This window comes from Micromonospora sp. NPDC048935 (assembly GCF_043197875.1).
In the GTDB taxonomy this organism is placed as follows: domain Bacteria; phylum Actinomycetota; class Actinomycetes; order Mycobacteriales; family Micromonosporaceae; genus Micromonospora.
In genome coordinates this window covers 287,154-304,098 of the sequence record NZ_JBICTZ010000008.1, presented here as the reverse complement: position 1 = coordinate 304,098, position 16,945 = coordinate 287,154, and the positions used below count along the sequence as shown (strand labels likewise).

Annotated in this window: 17 protein-coding genes; 9 read left to right on the top strand and 8 right to left on the bottom strand. The window is 74.2% G+C overall.

Annotated features, from left to right (window positions below; genetic code table 11):
* Positions 1–96 precede the first annotated feature (96 nt).
* Both fabI and fabG read right to left on the bottom strand, forming a co-directional pair.
* Positions 97–864, bottom strand: a complete 768-nt coding sequence (gene fabI / locus ACGFIW_RS23155; protein ID WP_393319166.1) for an enoyl-ACP reductase FabI — start codon at positions 862–864, stop codon at positions 97–99.
* A 27-nt stretch (positions 865–891) separates the two neighbouring features.
* On the bottom strand, positions 892–1,596 hold the full coding sequence (gene fabG, locus ACGFIW_RS23150; RefSeq protein ID WP_355030443.1) for a 3-oxoacyl-ACP reductase FabG: 705 nt from the start codon (positions 1,594–1,596) through the stop codon (positions 892–894).
* A 154-nt stretch (positions 1,597–1,750) separates the two neighbouring features.
* Between fabG and ACGFIW_RS23145 the strand changes: the two genes are divergently transcribed.
* From ACGFIW_RS23145 to ACGFIW_RS23130, 4 genes are all read left to right on the top strand, one after another.
* Positions 1,751–2,986 (top strand): sensor histidine kinase, encoded by a 1,236-nt coding sequence (locus ACGFIW_RS23145; protein ID WP_393319162.1) that lies wholly within the window; start codon positions 1,751–1,753, stop codon positions 2,984–2,986.
* Positions 2,983–3,645 (top strand): response regulator, encoded by a 663-nt coding sequence (locus ACGFIW_RS23140; protein ID WP_393319159.1) that lies wholly within the window; start codon positions 2,983–2,985, stop codon positions 3,643–3,645. Before ACGFIW_RS23145 ends, ACGFIW_RS23140 begins: the two co-directional genes overlap by 4 nt.
* 99 nt (positions 3,646–3,744) lie before the next feature.
* Entirely contained in the window at positions 3,745–4,653 is a 909-nt protein-coding gene (locus tag ACGFIW_RS23135) for an alpha/beta hydrolase (RefSeq protein WP_393319156.1), read from the top strand.
* Entirely contained in the window at positions 4,650–5,882 is a 1,233-nt protein-coding gene (locus ACGFIW_RS23130) for an acyltransferase (RefSeq protein WP_393319153.1), read from the top strand. The genes ACGFIW_RS23135 and ACGFIW_RS23130 overlap by 4 nt, the downstream gene beginning before the upstream one ends.
* Before the next feature lie 380 nt (positions 5,883–6,262).
* Here ACGFIW_RS23130 and ACGFIW_RS23125 read toward each other — a convergent pair whose 3' ends face one another.
* Genes ACGFIW_RS23125 through ACGFIW_RS23115 form a run of 3 tightly spaced genes read right to left on the bottom strand, consistent with a single transcriptional unit; the run spans position 6,263 to position 9,284 of the window.
* Positions 6,263–7,213 carry a VWA domain-containing protein gene (locus ACGFIW_RS23125; protein WP_393319150.1) on the bottom strand — a complete coding sequence of 317 codons (951 nt, stop codon included), beginning with the start codon at positions 7,211–7,213 and terminating at the stop codon, positions 6,263–6,265.
* Positions 7,210–8,208, bottom strand: a complete 999-nt coding sequence (locus tag ACGFIW_RS23120) for a DUF58 domain-containing protein (protein ID WP_393319452.1) — start codon at positions 8,206–8,208, stop codon at positions 7,210–7,212. The genes ACGFIW_RS23125 and ACGFIW_RS23120 overlap by 4 nt, the downstream gene beginning before the upstream one ends.
* Positions 8,187–9,284 (bottom strand): AAA family ATPase, encoded by a 1,098-nt coding sequence (locus tag ACGFIW_RS23115; RefSeq protein WP_393319147.1) that lies wholly within the window; start codon positions 9,282–9,284, stop codon positions 8,187–8,189. The genes ACGFIW_RS23120 and ACGFIW_RS23115 overlap by 22 nt, the downstream gene beginning before the upstream one ends.
* A 241-nt stretch (positions 9,285–9,525) precedes the next feature.
* Between ACGFIW_RS23115 and ACGFIW_RS23110 the strand changes: the two genes are divergently transcribed.
* The 3 genes from ACGFIW_RS23110 to ACGFIW_RS23100 all read left to right on the top strand — a co-directional run bounded on the left by ACGFIW_RS23110 (position 9,526) and on the right by ACGFIW_RS23100 (position 11,889).
* On the top strand, positions 9,526–9,756 hold the full coding sequence (locus tag ACGFIW_RS23110) for a hypothetical protein (RefSeq protein ID WP_393319145.1): 231 nt from the start codon (positions 9,526–9,528) through the stop codon (positions 9,754–9,756).
* Entirely contained in the window at positions 9,753–10,304 is a 552-nt protein-coding gene (locus tag ACGFIW_RS23105; protein WP_393319142.1) for a PH domain-containing protein, read from the top strand. Before ACGFIW_RS23110 ends, ACGFIW_RS23105 begins: the two co-directional genes overlap by 4 nt.
* A gap of 85 nt (positions 10,305–10,389) precedes the next feature.
* Positions 10,390–11,889: a PH domain-containing protein gene (locus ACGFIW_RS23100; RefSeq protein WP_393319140.1), complete on the top strand. Its 1,500-nt coding sequence runs from the start codon at positions 10,390–10,392 to the stop codon at positions 11,887–11,889.
* 22 nt (positions 11,890–11,911) lie between these two features.
* Here the strand turns inward: ACGFIW_RS23100 and ACGFIW_RS23095 are convergent, their stop codons facing one another.
* Positions 11,912–12,976: a phosphatase PAP2 family protein gene (locus tag ACGFIW_RS23095; RefSeq protein ID WP_393319137.1), complete on the bottom strand. Its 1,065-nt coding sequence runs from the start codon at positions 12,974–12,976 to the stop codon at positions 11,912–11,914.
* Positions 12,977–13,103: 127 nt separating this feature from the next.
* On the opposite strand from ACGFIW_RS23095, the gene ACGFIW_RS23090 reads away from it, so the two are divergent.
* Together ACGFIW_RS23090 and ACGFIW_RS23085 are read left to right on the top strand one after the other, a co-directional pair.
* Positions 13,104–13,508 carry a thioesterase family protein gene (locus ACGFIW_RS23090; protein WP_393319134.1) on the top strand — a complete coding sequence of 135 codons (405 nt, stop codon included), beginning with the start codon at positions 13,104–13,106 and terminating at the stop codon, positions 13,506–13,508.
* Complete coding sequence (locus tag ACGFIW_RS23085) at positions 13,505–14,335, top strand: MBL fold metallo-hydrolase (RefSeq protein WP_393319132.1); 831 nt, start codon at positions 13,505–13,507, stop codon at positions 14,333–14,335. The genes ACGFIW_RS23090 and ACGFIW_RS23085 overlap by 4 nt, the downstream gene beginning before the upstream one ends.
* 123 nt (positions 14,336–14,458) lie before the next feature.
* On the opposite strand, the gene ACGFIW_RS23080 is transcribed toward ACGFIW_RS23085, so the two are convergent.
* Both ACGFIW_RS23080 and ACGFIW_RS23075 read right to left on the bottom strand, forming a co-directional pair.
* Complete coding sequence (locus tag ACGFIW_RS23080) at positions 14,459–15,394, bottom strand: PfkB family carbohydrate kinase (protein ID WP_393319449.1); 936 nt, start codon at positions 15,392–15,394, stop codon at positions 14,459–14,461.
* 115 nt (positions 15,395–15,509) lie between these two features.
* Complete coding sequence (locus ACGFIW_RS23075; RefSeq protein ID WP_393319130.1) at positions 15,510–16,694, bottom strand: XdhC family protein; 1,185 nt, start codon at positions 16,692–16,694, stop codon at positions 15,510–15,512.
* Positions 16,695–16,945 lie beyond the last annotated feature (251 nt).

Sequence of the window (16,945 nt, the reverse complement as noted above, 5' to 3'; positions counted from 1 at the left end):
TCATTCTTGCCCCTCGGCCGGGACCGGCCGGCGACGCCCCCTGGTCCGGACGTGTGGGTCACGTCCGCGGCGGTCGGGGGCGTCGTCGGGGGAACGTCAGGAGCCCATGACGTGGTAGCCGCCGTCGACGTGGACGATCTCGCCCGTGGTGGCCGGGAACCAGTCCGACAGCAGCGCCAGGCAGGCGCGGGCGGCGGGCTCCTGGTCGGTGAGGCTCCAGCCCAGCGGGGCACGCTCGGCCCAGGCCTCCTCGAACTGGTCGAAGCCGGGGATCGACTTCGCGGCGATGGTGCGCAGCGGCCCGGCGGCGACCAGGTTGCTGCGGATGCCCTGCTTGCCCAGGTGCAGCGCCAGGTAGCGGGACGCGGACTCCAGGCCCGCCTTGGCCACGCCCATCCAGTCGTAGACCGGCCACGCCTTCGACGCGTCGAAGGTCAGGCCGACCACCGCGCTGCCGGGCGACATCAGCGGCAGCGCCGCCATGGCCAGGGACTTGTAGGAGAAGGTGGAGACGTGCAGGGCGGTCGCCACGTCCTCCCAGGGGGCGTCGAGGAAGCCGCCGCCCAGGCAGCTCTGCGGGGCGAAGCCGATCGAGTGCACGACACCGTCGAGGCCGTCGACGTGCTCGCGTACCCGGTCGGCGAGGCCGGCCAGGTGCTCGGTGTTGGTGACGTCCACCTCGATGACCGGGGCCGGCTCGGGCAGCCGCTTGGCGATCCGCTCGACCAGGGAGAGCCGGCCGTAGCCGGTGAGCACGACCTGCGCGCCGTTCTCCTGAGCGATCTTCGCCACCGAGAAGGCGATCGAGGCGTCGGTGATGACACCGGTGACGAGCAGCCGCTTACCGGCGAGCAGTCCGGACATCGCAGATTTCCTCCGTAGTCAAAAGGGTTAGTGGCCCATGCCGAGGCCGCCGTCGACCGGGATCACGGCGCCGGAGACGTACCCGGCGCTGTCCGAGGCCAGCCAGGTGACCACCCCGGCGACCTCGTCGGGGCTGGCCATCCGACCGGCAGGGATCGACTTGCGGATCTCCGCCTTGCGGTCCTCGGGCAGGCCGGCGGTCATGTCGGTGTCGATGAAGCCGGGTGCCACCACGTTCGCGGTGATGTTGCGGCTGCCCAACTCCCGGGTGATCGAGCGGGCCACGCCGACCAGACCGGCCTTGCTGGCGGCGTAGTTGACCTGCCCGGCCCCGCCGGCCAGACCGACCACCGAGGAGATGAAGATCATGCGGCCCCACTTGGCGCGCAGCATCTTGCCGGAGGCCCGCTTGGCGACCCGGAACGCGCCGGTGAGGTTGGTGTCCACCACACCGGTGAACTGTTCCTCGGTCATCCGCAGCAGGAGCGTGTCGGCGGTCATGCCGGCGTTGGCGACGAGCACCTCGACCGGCCCCAGCTCGGCCTCCACGGCGGTGAACGCGGCGTCGATCGAGGCCGCGTCGGTGACGTCGGCGCGGACGCCGAACAGCCCCTCGGGCGCCTCGCCGCTGCGGTGGGTGACCGCCACCCGGTCGCCCTGCTTGGCGAAGGCCTGCGCGATGGCCAGGCCGATCCCCCGGTTACCCCCGGTCACCAGCACGGTACGGGCCACGGTTCCCCCTTGCGAATGGTCAGCACGGACGCGTCGGAGCCTAGGCGTTACCGGCAGGTAAGCGCTAACGGGAGTCACGTCACACCGGGGTACGACACGGGGATCAACCCCTGGTGGCACGCCCGGTGACGGGGGTCCCCGTAGCCTCGCGGTGGTGAACCGGCATCCGATCGCCGTGGCCCTGCGGGCGCTGCGGCAGACCCTGTGGGGCCCCGACGCCCCGCCCGGTCGACAGCTGCTGGCCCGCTGGCCCCGGTTGGTCCGACCCGCCACCCCGGTCGGGTTGCTCGCCGCGCTCGGCGTCTTCTGGATCACGCTCACCGTGGAGAGCAACTGGGGTCTGCCGGCTCCGATCGCGGTGCTGTTCGCGGCGATGACCGTGGCGCCGCTGCTGGCGCTGCCCCGGCGTCCGCTGTTGGCCTGGCGGCTCACGGTGCTGGCCCTGCTGATCTGCACGTTCAACGCCCCGGCCGGCCTGCCCGGTCCGTGGACGCCGCCGCTGGCGCTCGGCTCGGTCGCGGTGGTCGCGGTGGTCCTCGCGCGGGTCGACCGGCCGGTGCTGGCCTGGGTGGTGGCGATCACCACGGTGCCGGTGCTCACCCTGGTGCACCCCGAGAACCGTGCCGCCGTCCTGGCGCTGCTCGGCGCGCTGGCGATCGTGGGCGACCTGATCCGGCGTAACCGGCTCTCCCGGCGGGCGCTGGCCGCGCAGACCGAGCTGAGCGAGCGGGAGCAGGAGCGGCGCGCGGTGTTGGAGGAGCGCACCCGGATCGCGCGCGAGCTGCACGACGTGGTGGCGCACCACATGTCGCTGATCGCGGTGCAGGCGGAGACCGCCCCGTACCGGCTGACCGACGTGCCGGCGCCGGTTGCCGCCGAGTTCGTCGCCATCGCCGCCTCGGCCCGCGACGCGCTCACCGACATGCGGCGGCTGTTGGGAGTGCTGCGCAGCGAGTCGGGTGGCCCGCAGATCGCACCGCAGCCGGACCTGGCCGACCTGGGCACGATGGTCGACGCGGCACGCCGGGCCGGCCTGCCGGTCACCCTGGACGCCGTGGGGGTGGACGACGGGCAGGTGCCCGCACCGGTCGGGCTTGCCGCGTACCGCATCGTGCAGGAGGGCCTGGCCAACGCGGCACGGCACGCGGCCGGCGCCGCGGTGCGCGTCACCGTCCGCGCCGAGGAGGCGACCCTCACGGTACGCGTGCGCAACGCGCGACCCGCCGAGGCGGGCTCCCGGCGGGACGAGGCCGGGGCCGGGCACGGCCTGACCGGTATGCGGGAGCGGGCCACCTCGCTGGGCGGTACGTTCACCGCCGGGCCACTGCCCGACGGGGGTTACGCGGTGGCGGCCGAGCTGCCGTACGACGCGGAGGGCGGGGACGCGTGATCAAGGTGCTGATCGCCGACGACCAGGCGATGGTCCGGCAGGGCTTCGGTGCGCTGCTCGCCGCCCAACCGGACCTGCTGGTGGTGGGTGACGCCGCCGACGGCGCGCAGGCGGTCGCTGCCGCCCGCCGGCTCGACCCGGACGTGGTGCTGATGGACGTGCGGATGCCGGTCATGGACGGGCTGGCCGCCACCCGCAAGCTGCTCGGTGACCGGTCGGCGCAGCGACCCCGGGTGCTCATCCTCACCACCTTCGACCTCGACGACTACGTGTACGAGGCGTTGCGCGCCGGGGCCAGCGGCTTCCTGCTCAAGGACGCCCCGGCGGCCGACCTGGTGCAGGCGGTGCGGGTGGTGGCGGCCGGGGACGCGCTGCTCGCCCCGGCGGTCACCCGTCGCCTGATCGCCGAGTTCGCGGCCCGCCCGGAGCGCCGCCGGCCCCGCCCCACCGACCTGGCCGGGCTCACCCCCCGGGAGACCGAGGTGCTGCGGTTGATCGCCCGGGGTCGCAACAACGCGGAGATCGCGGGTGACCTGGTGGTGGCCGAGCAGACCGTGAAGACGCACATCGGGCGGATCCTGGCCAAGTTGGGCCTGCGGGACCGGGCCCAGGCCGTGGTGCTGGCGTACGAGACGGGTCTGGTGGCCGCCGGCGAGTAACCCGGCGGAGCCAGCCCACGGACGGCTCCCCGGTACGACGACCACGCACCGCCCACCCGCGCACTGTGCCTCCGGACGACATTCCGGAGGGAGAACGAGATGCGACGACGAGGTGCCGGTCGGGTGGCGCTGGCCGCGCTGCTCGGCGTGAACCTGGTCCTACCGACCCGACCCGAGCCGGTGGCGGCGACGGGTTTCGTGGAGGCGTACCCGGTCACGGCGGCGGCGATGCGCGCGGCCGGCCCGCCGTACGCGGACTGGGCGGCGGACGGCCGTCGGTTCCTGTCGTTCGATCCGCGTGGCGACGGCCGCGCGGTCGAGGTGCTTGGTGACCTGGCCGGCGCGGACCGGATCGCGGTGCTGGTGCCGGGGGTGGGCAGCACCCTGGCCGACTTCGACCGGGGTTTGGGCGGGGTGGCCCGGCGGGCGCCGGCGGTGCAGGCCGGGCAGCTCTACCGGGAGGTGCGGGCCGGCGATCCGGCGGCGCGGGTGGCGGTGTTGGCCTGGCTCGGCTACGACCCGCCCGACGGGGTGTTGACGGCCGCCGGCCGCGTCAGCGCCCGGCGCGGTGCGGCCGGGCTGACCGTGCTGCTGCGCGAACTGGCCGCGCGACGTCCGGCGGCGACGATCACGCTGGTCGGGCACAGCTACGGGGCGCTTGTGGTGTCGCTGGCGGCGGCGGACGCCCCGGCCCAGGTGACCGACGTGGTGAGCCTCGGCGGCGTCGGTGCCGGGGTGCAGCGCGCCGACGACCTGCCCGGCGGGCGGCGGTTCTGGGCGGCGGAGGCGGCCACCGACTGGATCCGCCTGGTTCCGCCGCTGCGACTGCCCGGCCTCGGTTTCGGCCGTCGCCCCGGTGACCCGGCGTTCGGTGCCCACGCGTTGCCGGTGGGCGGGGTCAGCGGGCACGACGGCTACCTCGCCCCGGGCAGCGCCACGCTCGCCGCGACGGCGGCGGTGGTGGTGCGGGGCAGTGTCGACGCCGACCGGATCGGGGACGCGCGATGAGCCGGGACCGTACCGTCGACGCGCTGCGGGCGTACGCCATCGGCGGGGTGGTGTTGGGGCACTGGCTGGTCACCGGGCTGGTGCTCACCGACGACGGCGGGTTGCGCCAGGCCAGCCCGCTGACCGCGATGCCCGGGCTGGCCCCGGTGACCTGGGTGTTGCAGACGCTCGGGCTGTTCTTCTTCACCGCCGGGTTCGGCTCGACCCGGTCGCTGGCCCGCTACCGGGGTAGGCCGGTTGGCTGGCTGGCCCGTCGGCTGCGCGGGTTGCTGCTGCCGACGGTGGCACTGCTGGGGGTGGGTGCCGCCGTGCTGTTCGCCGCCACCGTCGCCGGCACCCCGGACGACACGCTCGCCGTCGCGCTGCGGCTCGCCATCAGTCCGTTGTGGTTCCTGTTGCCGCTGGTGTTCCTGATCGCGATGACCGGGCCGCTGCGCGCCGCCGTACGCCGGTGGGGGTTGGTCCGGTGTGTCGTACCGGCGGTGGCGGTGGTCGCCGCGGCGGACCTGGCGGTTCGTCTGCTGCCGGCCGGCAGCCACCTGCCACCGGTCACCGTGGTGGCGGCCTGGTCGGTGCCGTATTTGCTGGGCGTGGCGCACGCCGACGGGCGGTTGGCCGGCCGGCGGGCGGCGGGCACGCTGACGGCCGGCGGGGCCGCCGCGCTCGTCGCGTTGCTGGCCCTGGGCTACCCGGTGAGTGCGGTCGGCGTGCCCGGGGCCGGGTTCTCCAACCTGAATCCGCCGTCGCTGCTGGCCGTGGCGCTGGCGGTCGCCCAGGTGGGGCTGGGGCTGCTCGCCCGGCCGTCGCTGGAGCGGCTGCTGTCCCGGCCGGTGCCGAGCCGGGCGGTGACCGAGGTGAACCGTTCCGCGTTCCGGATCTACCTGAGTCACCAGCCGGTGCTGGTGGCGGTGACCGCGCTGATCGCCCGCGGCGGGCTGGCCCTGCCGGGGTTGCACACCGGGCCGGACGACCCGGGCTGGGTGCTGGCGCGCCTCTGCTGGCTGCCGCTGCTCGCCGCGGTGCTGGTCACGGTCGTGCGGACCGGCCGGTCGAGACCGCCTCGCCACCCGGGCGGTGGAGGGGTCGCCGGCCGGTCGGCCGAGTGCGTCTCGTCGGCACCGCAGGTGTACGATCATCGACGTTCCGGCCCGCCCGACTTGCAGGAGGTGATCGCTGTGCGAGATAGCGATCCTCCCAGTCGTGGCCGGGCCGATGGTCAGCCCCGCTGAGCCACGACTCAGTCTGGTGAGCTGACCCCGCTCCGCTCCCCCACCCCTCGGCACACGCCGAGGTGTGTGCCGCGCCGTCCGACTCCGGACGGTCGCCGGGAGCCGCCCGGTCACGACTTCGTGTGCGCGTCCCCACCCCCTGCGGTCCGCCCCCGCACGCGGACCGTCCAGCCGCCACCCGGAGCCGTCCATGAGCCGCTACGTCGCCCCGCTGGGCTTCACCCTCGCCGCCGTCTGGGTGGTCATCGTCTTCGTGCTGGCCGGCGGCGGCCACTGAGCCGAGTGCCGGCCGGCGGCGGTCGGTGAGCCGGGGCCCCAGCCGGGGCCGCTGAGCCGGGGTGCCGGCCGGCGGCGGTCGGTGACCGCCGCCGGTTCACCGCTCAGAGCATCCGCGACGACCACAGCAGGCTGAGCGCGCCGGCGCAGAGCGCCAGCAGCAGCGCCAACCCGGCGTACCACTGGGTCACCTCACGCGGCTCGGTCCGGAAGCCGATCGAGCTGCCCATGTCCTGGTAGACCTGCTTCAGCTCGCTCACCGAGGCCGCCTCGTAGAAGTAGCCCTCGGTGGTCTCGGCAAGCTCGGCCAGCGCCAACCGGTCCACCGGCACCCGCTGTAGCGTTCCACCGATGTCGACCTGGCCGGTGTCGGTGCCGAACGCGATCGTGGACACCGGGACGTTCGCCGCCTGGGCCGCCGCCGCCGCCTCCTCCACCGCCCGCCCGGAGGTGCGGAACCCGTCGGAGAGCAGCACGATCCGGGCCGGCGGAATGCCCGCCGCGCCGTCGGCCGGCACCGACCGGATCGCCTCCAGGCAGGTGAACACCGCCTCACCGGTCGCGGTCGCCTCGGCCAGCACCAGACCGTCGATCGCACTCGTCACCGCGTCCCGGTCCTTGCCCGGCGGCACCAGCACGTTCGCCGCCTTGGCGAACGACACGAGGCCCAGGTTGTAACTCTCCGGCAGCTCACCGACGAACTGCTTGGCCGCCTCCTGGGCCGCCTCCAGCCGGTTCGGTGCCACGTCGTCGGCCTGCATCGACAGCGACACGTCGATGGCGAGCATCACGGTGGCCCGTTCCAGCGGCTCCCTGGTGTCCACCGCCGGCCGGGCCAGTGCGGTGGCCAGCACCAGCAGGCAGAGCAGGAACGCGGTCGCCGGGACGTGCCGACGCCAGCCGAGCCCCTTCGGCGCCACCGTACGCAGCAGGTCCACATTGGTGAACCGCATCGCGAACGCCCGGCGGTGCAGTTGCCGCCACACGTAGAACGCCGCGAGGGCGAGCACCGGCAGGACGGCCAGCAGCCACCACGGTTGCATGAAACGAATCATCGTGTCGTCCCCCGGGTACGTGCGTGCCGCTGCGCGGCCACGAATCGCACCATGTCCAGCAGCCAGTCTCGGTCCGTACGCAGACGCAGGTGGGCCGCGCCGGCACCGCGCAGGGCGGCGGCGATCGTGGCCCGTTGGGCGGTCGCGGCCTCGGCGTAGCGCTGCCGCAGTCGTGGATCGGCGGTCTGCACCTCGTGCAGCTCACCGCTCTCCGGGTCGACCACCGGCAGCACGCCCACGTCGGGCAACTCCAGCTCGCGCGGGTCGATCACCTCGATGGCGAGCACGTCGTGGCGGACCCGCAGCTTGCGCATCGGCCGAGCCCACTGCTCGGGCGGTGCGAGGAAGTCGGAGATCACCACGACCACCCCGCGCCGGCGGGGCGGACGGTTGAGCATCTCGACCAGGGCACCCAGGTCACCACGACCCGGCTGGATGGTGGTGCCGGCGACCGCGCGCAGCAGCCCCTGCGCCTCCTTGCGGCCGGAGCGGGCCGGCAGCCGGGTGAGCACCCCGGGGCCGGCCGGTGGTGGTGGCCGACCGCGCCAGCGGCGGGCCGGTGCGGACACGCCGCCGCCGGTGCCGATCACCGCGCCGATCCGGTTGCCGCCGCGCACGGTCAGGTGGGTGATGGCGGCAGCGGCGGCCACCACCACCTCCCGTTTGAGCCACTGCCCGGTGCCGAAGTCCAGGCTGGCGGAGAGGTCCAGCGCGAGCCAGGTCTCCAACTCCCGGTCGGCGACCGTACGCCGCACGTGGGGTGTGGTGGTGCGTGCGGTGACCGGCCAGTCCATCCGGCGCACGTCGTCGCCGGGGCGGTACTCCCGGGACTCGCCCGCCTCGCTGCCCGGTCCGGGCAGCAGACCGGCGTAGTCGCCCTGCAACAGGCCGTCGAGTTTGCGGGTGACGAGCAGTTGCAGCCGGGACAGCACGGCCTCGCTGCGGTCGGAGGCGGGACGAGGGGTGGGTGAGATCACGGCCGCTGCCCGGGCCAGCCAGCCCCCGGCGGCGGCGCGGTCGACGACCCGGTGGCCTGCTGGCGGGGAGCGACCGCCGGCAGGGGGATTGTCGACATCACCCGGTGCACGATGTGGTCGGCGGGCACGTCGTCGGCGAGCGCGTCGTAGCTGAGCACCAGCCGGTGCCGCAGGATGTCCGGTGCGATGTCCTGCACGTCCTGCGGCAGGGCGTAGTCGCGCCCCCGCAGCAGCGCCAGCGCCCGCGTCGCCCGGACCAGGCCCAGCGAGGCGCGCGGGCTGGCCCCGTACTGGATCAGTTGCGCGACGTCCGGCATGCCGTGCTCGGCCGGGGCGCGGGTCGCCAGCACCAACCGCACCGCGTAGTCGACGAGGGCGTTGTGCACGAAGACCTGGTCCGCCTTGCGTTGCAGGGCGATCAACTCGGGTGTGTCGAAGACCGCGGTCGGCTCGGGCGCGGTCACCCCCATCCGGTAGACGATCTCGCGTTCCTCCGCGTCGGTCGGGTAGCCCACCACGATCTTCATGAGGAACCGGTCCCGCTGCGCCTCCGGCAGGGGGTAGACGCCCTCCTGCTCGATCGGGTTCTGGGTGGCCATCACCAGGAACGGATCGGGCACCCGGTGGCTCTCGCCGCCGATGGACACCTGCCGCTCGCTCATCACCTCCAGCAGCGCGGACTGCACCTTCGCCGGAGCCCGGTTGATCTCGTCGGCGAGCAGGAAGTTGACGAAGACCGGGCCCAGCTCGACGTCGAACTTCTCGCTGGACTGCCGGTAGATGCGGGTGCCCATGATGTCGGCAGGCACCAGGTCGGGGGTGAACTGCACCCGGGCGAAGGACCCGCCGACGACCTTGGCGAGGGTCTCCACGGCCAGGGTCTTGGCGACACCGGGCACCCCTTCGAGCAGGCAGTGACCACGGGCGAGCAGCGCGACGAACATCCGCTCCACCATCCGGTCCTGCCCGACGATCACCCGTTTGATCTCGAACAGCCCCTTCTCCAGCAGGGTGGCGTCCTGCGCCGGTGTGGTAACCGGCGCGGGTGCCGCTCCGTTCGGCGTCGGGGCGTCGGGCATGGTCGGCTGGGCCACCGGTCCTCCACAGCGTTTGTCGGTCGTCGCGGCTCGTGCGGTATCAAGACTCGCATGCCTTGCTGAGTGTCGAGGTGGGGAGAAGCCGATTTTCGCCGCGCCGCCCCGGGCAGCCGAATCGCGCGTCGAGGGTGTACAAGGACCGGGCTGCCGCGTGTACGATTCACCCCGTCGCCGGGCGGCTCCCCCCGTGGCCGCCCGGCGCGCTAACTCTCCGTCTGGCCACCCTAGACTGGCCGGGATGAGCACTCCCTCCAGCGCCGACGACGCCCTCGTCTGCTCGGCCCGCGGCTGCCGAGCCACCGCGCTGTGGGCCCTGGAGTGGAACAATCCCCGGCTGCACCACGCCGACCGACGCAAGACCTGGCTGGCCTGCGCCGTGCACCGGACCAGCCTCGGTGACTTCCTGGACGCTCGCGGCTTCCTGCGTGCCGTCACTCCGGTGCCCGGATCGCCTACGCTCGACACGTGACCACCCCCGGTGCCCCACCGCCTCCCGGATCTGACGCCTCGACGGCTGCACCGGCTGGCCGGGGGCCGCTGGAGCCCTGGCCGGACACGGTTCACTGGCAGCCGATCTCCACGGATCTGATCTGGGTCGAGCTGATCCGCCTGGCGATCGTCGTCGCCATCGCGCTGGCGGCGACCGGGGTCGGCTGGGTGTTGAGTGACCACTGGCTGTTCGGGCTCGCCCTCGCCGTCGTGGTGCTGCTCGGCGTGTGGCGGGCCGTCGCGATCGGCCGCGCGATCCGGGCCTGGGGGTACGCCGAGAGACAGGCCGACCTGCTGGTCCGGCACGGGCTGCTGGTCCGCCGGCTCTCCATCGTGCCGTATTCGCGGATGCAGTTCGTCGACGTCAGCGCCGGCCCGTTGGAGCGCGCCTTCGACCTCGCCACCGTGCAGTTGCACACGGCCGCGGCGGCGAGCGACGCCCGGGTGCCCGGGCTGCGCCCGGCGGAGGCAGCCCGGCTACGAGACCGGCTCACCGCCCTCGGCGAGGACCGGGCGGAGGGGTTGTGAGCGCTGCGGCGGGCTGGTCGGGGTGGCACCGCGGCAGACCGGGCGCGCCCCGCGCGGTGCACCGACCGCGCCGAGGGCCGGCCCGATGAGTGACGGTCCCGCCGAGCCGAGCACCGTGCCACCCGTGGGCCCACCGCCGCACGGGCCGAGGCCACCCGCCGACGCGGCCCCCCACGGGCCACTGCCACCCGCCGACGCGGCCCTCCACGGGCCGGTGCCACCCGCCCAGCACGCCGGATGGCCGTCGTCCCCGGGCGGTGGCGAGGGCGAGCCCCGGCAGCGGCTGCACCCGCTCAGCCCGCTCCTGCACGGCGCCAAGTCCCTGTTCGTGGTCATCGCCGGGTTGTCGTGGTCGACGCTGTCCCGGGTCGGCTTCGGCGCGTTCGCCGCCATGGTGGGGGTGCTGGCGCTCGGCGCGACAGTGCTGTCGGTGATCAGTTGGTACAACACCGGCTACCACGTGGTGGGTCGCGAACTACGGGTGTACGAAGGGCTGCTCTGGCGGCGTACCCGGGCGATCCCGTTGGAGCGACTACAGGCCGTGGAGGTGGTCCGGCCACTGCTCGCCCAGCTCACCGGCCTGGCCGAGCTGCGCCTGGAAGTGGTCGGCGGCGGCAAGACCGAGGCGCCACTGGCGTACCTCGGGGTGGCCGACGCGGCCCGGCTGCGCGAGCGGCTGCTGGCGCTGGCCGGCGGGGTGACGCAGTCGACCGGGCCGGGCCACGCGGCGCCCGCGGTGGTCCCGGGGGCGGCGGCGCCACCGGTGGCCGCGCCGGGCCGGCCACTGCACGCGGTACGCAACCAGAGCCTCCTGGTCAGCCAACTGCTCACCCCGCAGGCGTTCCTGCTCCCGTTCGGTGTGGCCTTCGTCGTGGTGCAGTTCGTCACGGCGGGCTCGTGGTCGTTCGTGGCGGTGGCGAGCACGCTGACCGCGATGGCTGGTGTGCTCCTGCAACCGATCCGCCGGGTCCTCGACGACTGGAACTTCCGGCTGGCCCGCGACGGCGGCACGCTGCGGGTGCACAACGGCCTGTTGGAGACGCGGGCGCAGACCGTACCGCTGGCGCGGGTGCAGACCGTGCGGGCCACCTGGCCGCTGCTCTGGCGGGTGAAGGGCTGGCTGCGGCTTCGCCTGGAGGTGGCGGGATATTCCGCCGCCGAGGCCGACGACCGCAACCGGCCCGACCGGCTACTGCCGGTCGGTGACCTGCCGACGGCGACGATGATCGTCGCCGAGGTGCTGCCCGGGGTACGCCTCGACACGCTGACGCTGAGCCCCCCACCGCACCGGACCCGGTGGCTGCACCCGCTGGGCCGTCGCGCGCTCGGCGCGGGGCTGTTCGAGGAGGTGTTCGCCACCCGGTCGGGGCGGCTCACCCGGCAGGTGGTGATCGTGCCGTACGCCCGTATCCAGAGCGTGCGGGTGGTGCAGGGGCCCCTCCAGCGCCGCCTGGGCCTGGCCTCCGTGCACGCGGACACGGCGGGCGGCTCCGGTGCCACCGCCCAGGACCGCGACCTGGCAGAAGCCTGGGCCCTGGCGGCAGACCTGACCGACCGAGCACACCAGGCCCAAACCCAAACCTAACCCCCACCCCACCCCGGGGGGGTTAGTGGTCGGCGGGGATCTGGGTGGTTGGTTTGCGGAGTGATGGGGGCTCGACGGTTGGTTCCTCGGGGGCGGCGGGGTGCTCGGAGGGCGGGGTGGGCCCGACCTTCGGGTGGCGGGCCCGCCAGGCAGCCCAACCACGTTCCGCCAGGCCGACCGCCAGGAAGGTCAGCCCCACGTACGCCCAGCCGACCAACACGTCGATCACGTAGTGCTCACCCGAGTAGACCAGGGTGAAGGTCATCGCCAGCGGGTACGCGAGCAGCAGCGGCCACCAGCGGCGGCGGGTGCTGGTCAGGAAGAACAGCACCACGAACAGCGCCCACGCGGTGTGCAGCGACGGCATCGCGGCGACCGGGTTGGACGCGATCTGGCCGGCGTTGAGCACGTTGCCGGCGCCGTGCATGCCGAACGCCTTCCAGCCCCGGGTGGAGATCCGGGCGACCTCGGTGAGCAGGCCGTTCTGTGCTGCCCACCAGGGCGGGGCGGCCGGGTAGATGAAGTAGGTCACCAGGCCGGCCGCGCACAGGAAGCCCCAGCGCCGCATGTACGCGGCCCAGCGGTGCCGGTCGCGCAGCCACAGCACCGCGGCGGCGGTCAGCGCGACGACGAAGTGCGAGAAGTACACCCAGCTCGCGGCGATGTCCCACCAGTGCACCTGCGGGTGGTAGAGGTGCTGCTGCAACCAGACGGTGGGCACCTCGCCGCCGGTGGCCCAGCCGAACATGAACCGGTCGGCGACGATCAACTCCATCGCGTGCGGGGTGGCCCCGTTGTCGGCGAACCCGCGCGAGAGGTTGTAGACGACGAACAGCAGCACCACCGGCACCCAGTCCCGGGCGAAGCGCAGGTGACTGCGCCACGGCCGGTCGCTGTTCCAGGCGATTGTCGCGGCCCAGATCCAGACGAAGGCGTACGTGGGGTCGGTGGGGAGCCCGATCGCCAGCCACGCGGCGACGAAGGCGACCGCCCACACGCCCATCGCGACGACGCGCCGACGACCCCCGTCGCCGGGCGCGGGCGGGTCGGTCCGGGCGGGGGGCTGGGGGTCAGTCACGACGGCCATCGGGGTCAAGGTTAACGACGGGTACGGCATCGACCGACGGGGACCACCCGGTGGTCGTTGCGGGTGGGTGCGCCCGGATCGCCGGGCGCGTGCCCGACGTGTCCGGTGAGCCCCTAGGCTGGCGAGCATGCAGGAGCAGCCCGAGCCGGCCTTCGCGCCGGGTCTGACGGCCCAGGTCGAGTTGACGGTCACCGACGCGGACACCGCCCAGGCGGTCGGTTCGGGGGACGTACCGGTGCTGGGCACTCCCCGGGTGCTCGCGCTGGCCGAGGCCGCCACGGTCGCGGCGACGGCGACCGGGTTACCGGCGGGGTCGACGACGGTGGGGACGCGCGTCGAGCTGGAGCACCTGGTGCCGACCGTGGTGGGCCGGACGGTCCGGGCGCAGGCCCTGCTGGCGACCGTCGACGGTCGTCGGTTGTCGTTCGAGGTCACCGTCAGCGACGGTGAGCAGACGGTGGCCCGGGGCCGGGTGGACCGGATCCTGGTGGACCGGCAACGCTTCGTCGAGCGGGCCGGGCGGGCGTCGTGACGGCCGGTTTCGTCGAGGTCGCCGACCGGGTGCACGTGCTCCGCGAGCCGCTGCTGCGGGTCAACGTCACCCTGGTCGTCGGCGACGACGAGGCGCTTGTGGTGGACACGCTCTCGTCGGCCGCCCAGGCCGCCGAGCTGGCCGCCGCCGTCCGGGCGGTCACCGACCGTCCGTTGACGCTCGTCAACACCCATCACCACTACGACCACTGCTTCGGCAACGCGGTCCTGGCCGGCGACCCACCCCGCCCGGTGTACGCGCACGAGCTGGCCGCCACGGCCCTGCGCACGGACCCGGAGCGGCTGCGCCGGGAGGCGTACGAGGAGGTGCGCGCAGAGCACCCGGGCCTCGCCGCCGAGCTGGCCGAAACCCCGCTGCTCGCCCCGACGCACACCGTGCGGATCGAGACGTGGCTGGACCTGGGTGGCCGGCGGGTGCTGCTGCGCCATCCGGGGCGGGGGCACACCGAGGCCGACCTGGTGGTGCACGTGCCCGACGTCGACGTGTTGATCGCCGGGGACCTGGTGGAGCAGAGTGGCCCGCCCGCCTTCGAGGACTCGTACCCCCTGCGGTGGCCGGACGCGGTCGCGGACCTGCTGCGGCTGACCACCGCGCGCACGGTGGTGGTGCCGGGTCACGGCGATCCGGTGGACGTCGATTTCGTCCGCGCGCAACACGCCGACCTGGTGAGGCTGGCCTGGCTGATCCGGGCCGCGCACACCGGCAGCGCGCCCCCGGAGAGGGTGGCCGCCGAGGCGCCCTTCGGCGCCCGCGCCGCCCTGGTCGCCGCCCGCCGCGGCTACAACGAGCTCAACGGCGAGGTCTAACCGCCCCCCCACCCCGCGATCTTGCAGTTTCTGTCGCGACAAAAATCGACAACTCCCACCAAGGCACCGACCGAAAGTGCAAGATCGGCGCGTCCGGGCGCGCGGGGAGCGCGCGCGGTGGGGTCAGGTTGGGAAGCGGCGTTCTACGTCGGCGCGGGTGGGCATGGCGGTGGCACCGCCGGGGCTTTCGCAGACCAGGCCCGCCACCCGCAGCGCGAAGGCGACCCGCTCGACCCAACCCGCCGGGGAGTCCGGTTCGCCGTCGGTGAGCAGGTCGGCGATCAGCGCGGCCAGCACCGAGTCGCCGGCGCCGGTGGCGTCGATCGCGTCGACCTTCGGGGCCGGCACCCGGACCGGGTCGGCCTCGGCGGCGGCCAGCACCGCACCCGCCGCGCCGAGCGTCACCACCACCGTGGCGGCACCCAACTCGCGTAGGTAGGCTGCCACGCCCTCGACCGGCTCACCCGGGTAGAGCAGCCCGGCGTCCGCGGCGCTCAGCTTGACCAGGTGCGCGCCGGCGGCGAACTCGGCCACCACCTCGCGCAACCCCTCCAGCGCGGCCGGCCCGTCCAGCACCCGAGGGCGCACGTTCGGGTCGAAGACCCGCAGCCCGGTGGCGAGCGACCAGGCGCGTCGGGCGGCGGCCAGCGTGCGGGGCTGGAGCATCGCGATGGAGCCGCAGGAGAGCACGTCGGCGCCCTCGACAAGCGCGAGATCCAGGTCGTCGGGGCCGAGCAGGCCGTAGGACGGCGGCTCGCCGTAGAAGCGGAAGTCCGGTTCCGGCCCGGCGTAGGTGACCACCGCGAGCGTGGTCGGCGCCGGCACCGTCACCGCCCCGGCCACCCCGACGTCGGCCCAGGTCAGGAAGGCGCGGATCCGGCCACCCAGCGCGTCGTCGCCGAGCGAGCCGACGAACTGTGCCGCACCGCCGAGGCGGGCCACCCCGACGGCGACGTTGAGCGGCCCGCCGCCGACCGCCTGCCGGTAGACCCGTTCCCCGTCGCGCTCGCTGTCGAGCAGGTCGACGAGCGCCTCGCCGAGCACCACCGCGTACCCCATGCCGTTCCTCTCGTCGTCGCCCGCCACCGGCCGCCGCACCGAGCCGACCGCCGTGCCACCAGGCTGGCACAGCGCACGGCCCGCCGGGCGCCGAAGGCGGCGCACCGGCGCCGCGCTACCCCGGCGGGTGGACCGGCCCGTCGAGCGCGGCGAGGGGGCGGCCGCTGCCGCCCCAGCGGGCCGCGACGATCTGCGCGGCCACACTCACCGCGGTCTCCTCCGGGGTACGACCACCGAGGTCCAACCCGATCGGGGACGCGAGCCGGGCGAGTTGCGCCGCGCTGAGCCCCGCCTCGCGCAGCAGCTTGTGCCGCTCGTCGTGGGTGCGCCGCGAACCCATCGCACCGACGTACGCCAACCGGTGGCGCAACGCCACCTCCAACAACGGCACGTCGAACTTCGGGTCGTGGGTGAGCACGCACACCACCGTCCGCCCGTCGGCCCGGCCCGCGTCCAACTCCGTCCGCAGATAGTGGTGCGGCCACCGCACCACCACCTCGTCGGCCTCGGGGAAGCGCCGTGCGGTGGCGAAGACCGGCCGGGCGTCGCAGACGGTGACCCGGTAGCCGAGAAACGCCCCGATCCGGGCCACCGCGGCGGCGAAGTCGATCGCCCCGAAGACGATCATCCGGGGCGGTGTGGCGTACGCGGTCACGAAGAGGCTGATGCCGCTGCCCCGGCGCTGCCCGTGGTAGCCGTACCGGAGCATCCCGCTGTGCCCGGCGGCCAGCAGCCCGAGGGCGTCGACACGGGCGGCGTCGTCGAGCCGGTCGTCACCGAGCGAGCCGATCGGTGGCCGCGGTGTCGTCGTCGGCGCGGTCGTCGGCGGCTGGCCGGTCAGCACCAGCCGCCGACCCAACCGGCGAGCCGGATCGGTCGGCACCGCGCCCGGTGGGTCGGCGGCATCGGCCGCCACGCAGGTGACCACTGCCGCCGGTTGGCCGCCTCGGCGGGCGGCGGCGACCGCCTCCATCTCCGGCAGCGCGCTGGCGTCGACGCGTTCCACGAACACGTCGAGAACACCACCGCAGGTCAGGCCCACGGCGTACGCGTCGTCGTCGCCGATGCCGTAGTGGATCAGCTCGGGTGCGCCGGTGTCCAGGACGCGGCGGGACCGTTCGTAGAGGTCGGCCTCGACGCAGCCGCCGGAGACGCTGCCGGTGACCGTGCCGTCGACGGCGACCGCCATCGTGGCCCCGGGCGGCTGGGGCGCGGAGCGCCAGGTGGCCACGACGGTGGCCACCGCGACCGGTTCACCGGCGCGGCACCGGCGGTGCACCTCGTCGAACACGTCCGGCACCGCCGCCGCCCTTTCGTCGCGTCGTCCCCGTCCGCAGGATATGGCGTTCGAGGGCGGCCGGTGGGTCAACTCATTCATCGAGGAACGGCTATTGCGTCGCAGCCGGGTGGCGTGGTGGGATGAGGTGTACCGGGCGGTGCGAGGGCTGCGGCGCCGCCGGTTGCCGGGTTCGTCACACGCGAGGGCGCCGGTCCTGACCGGACCGTTGATGGCGCACGTCCACCGGCCATTTCCCGCCGGGACACGTCCGC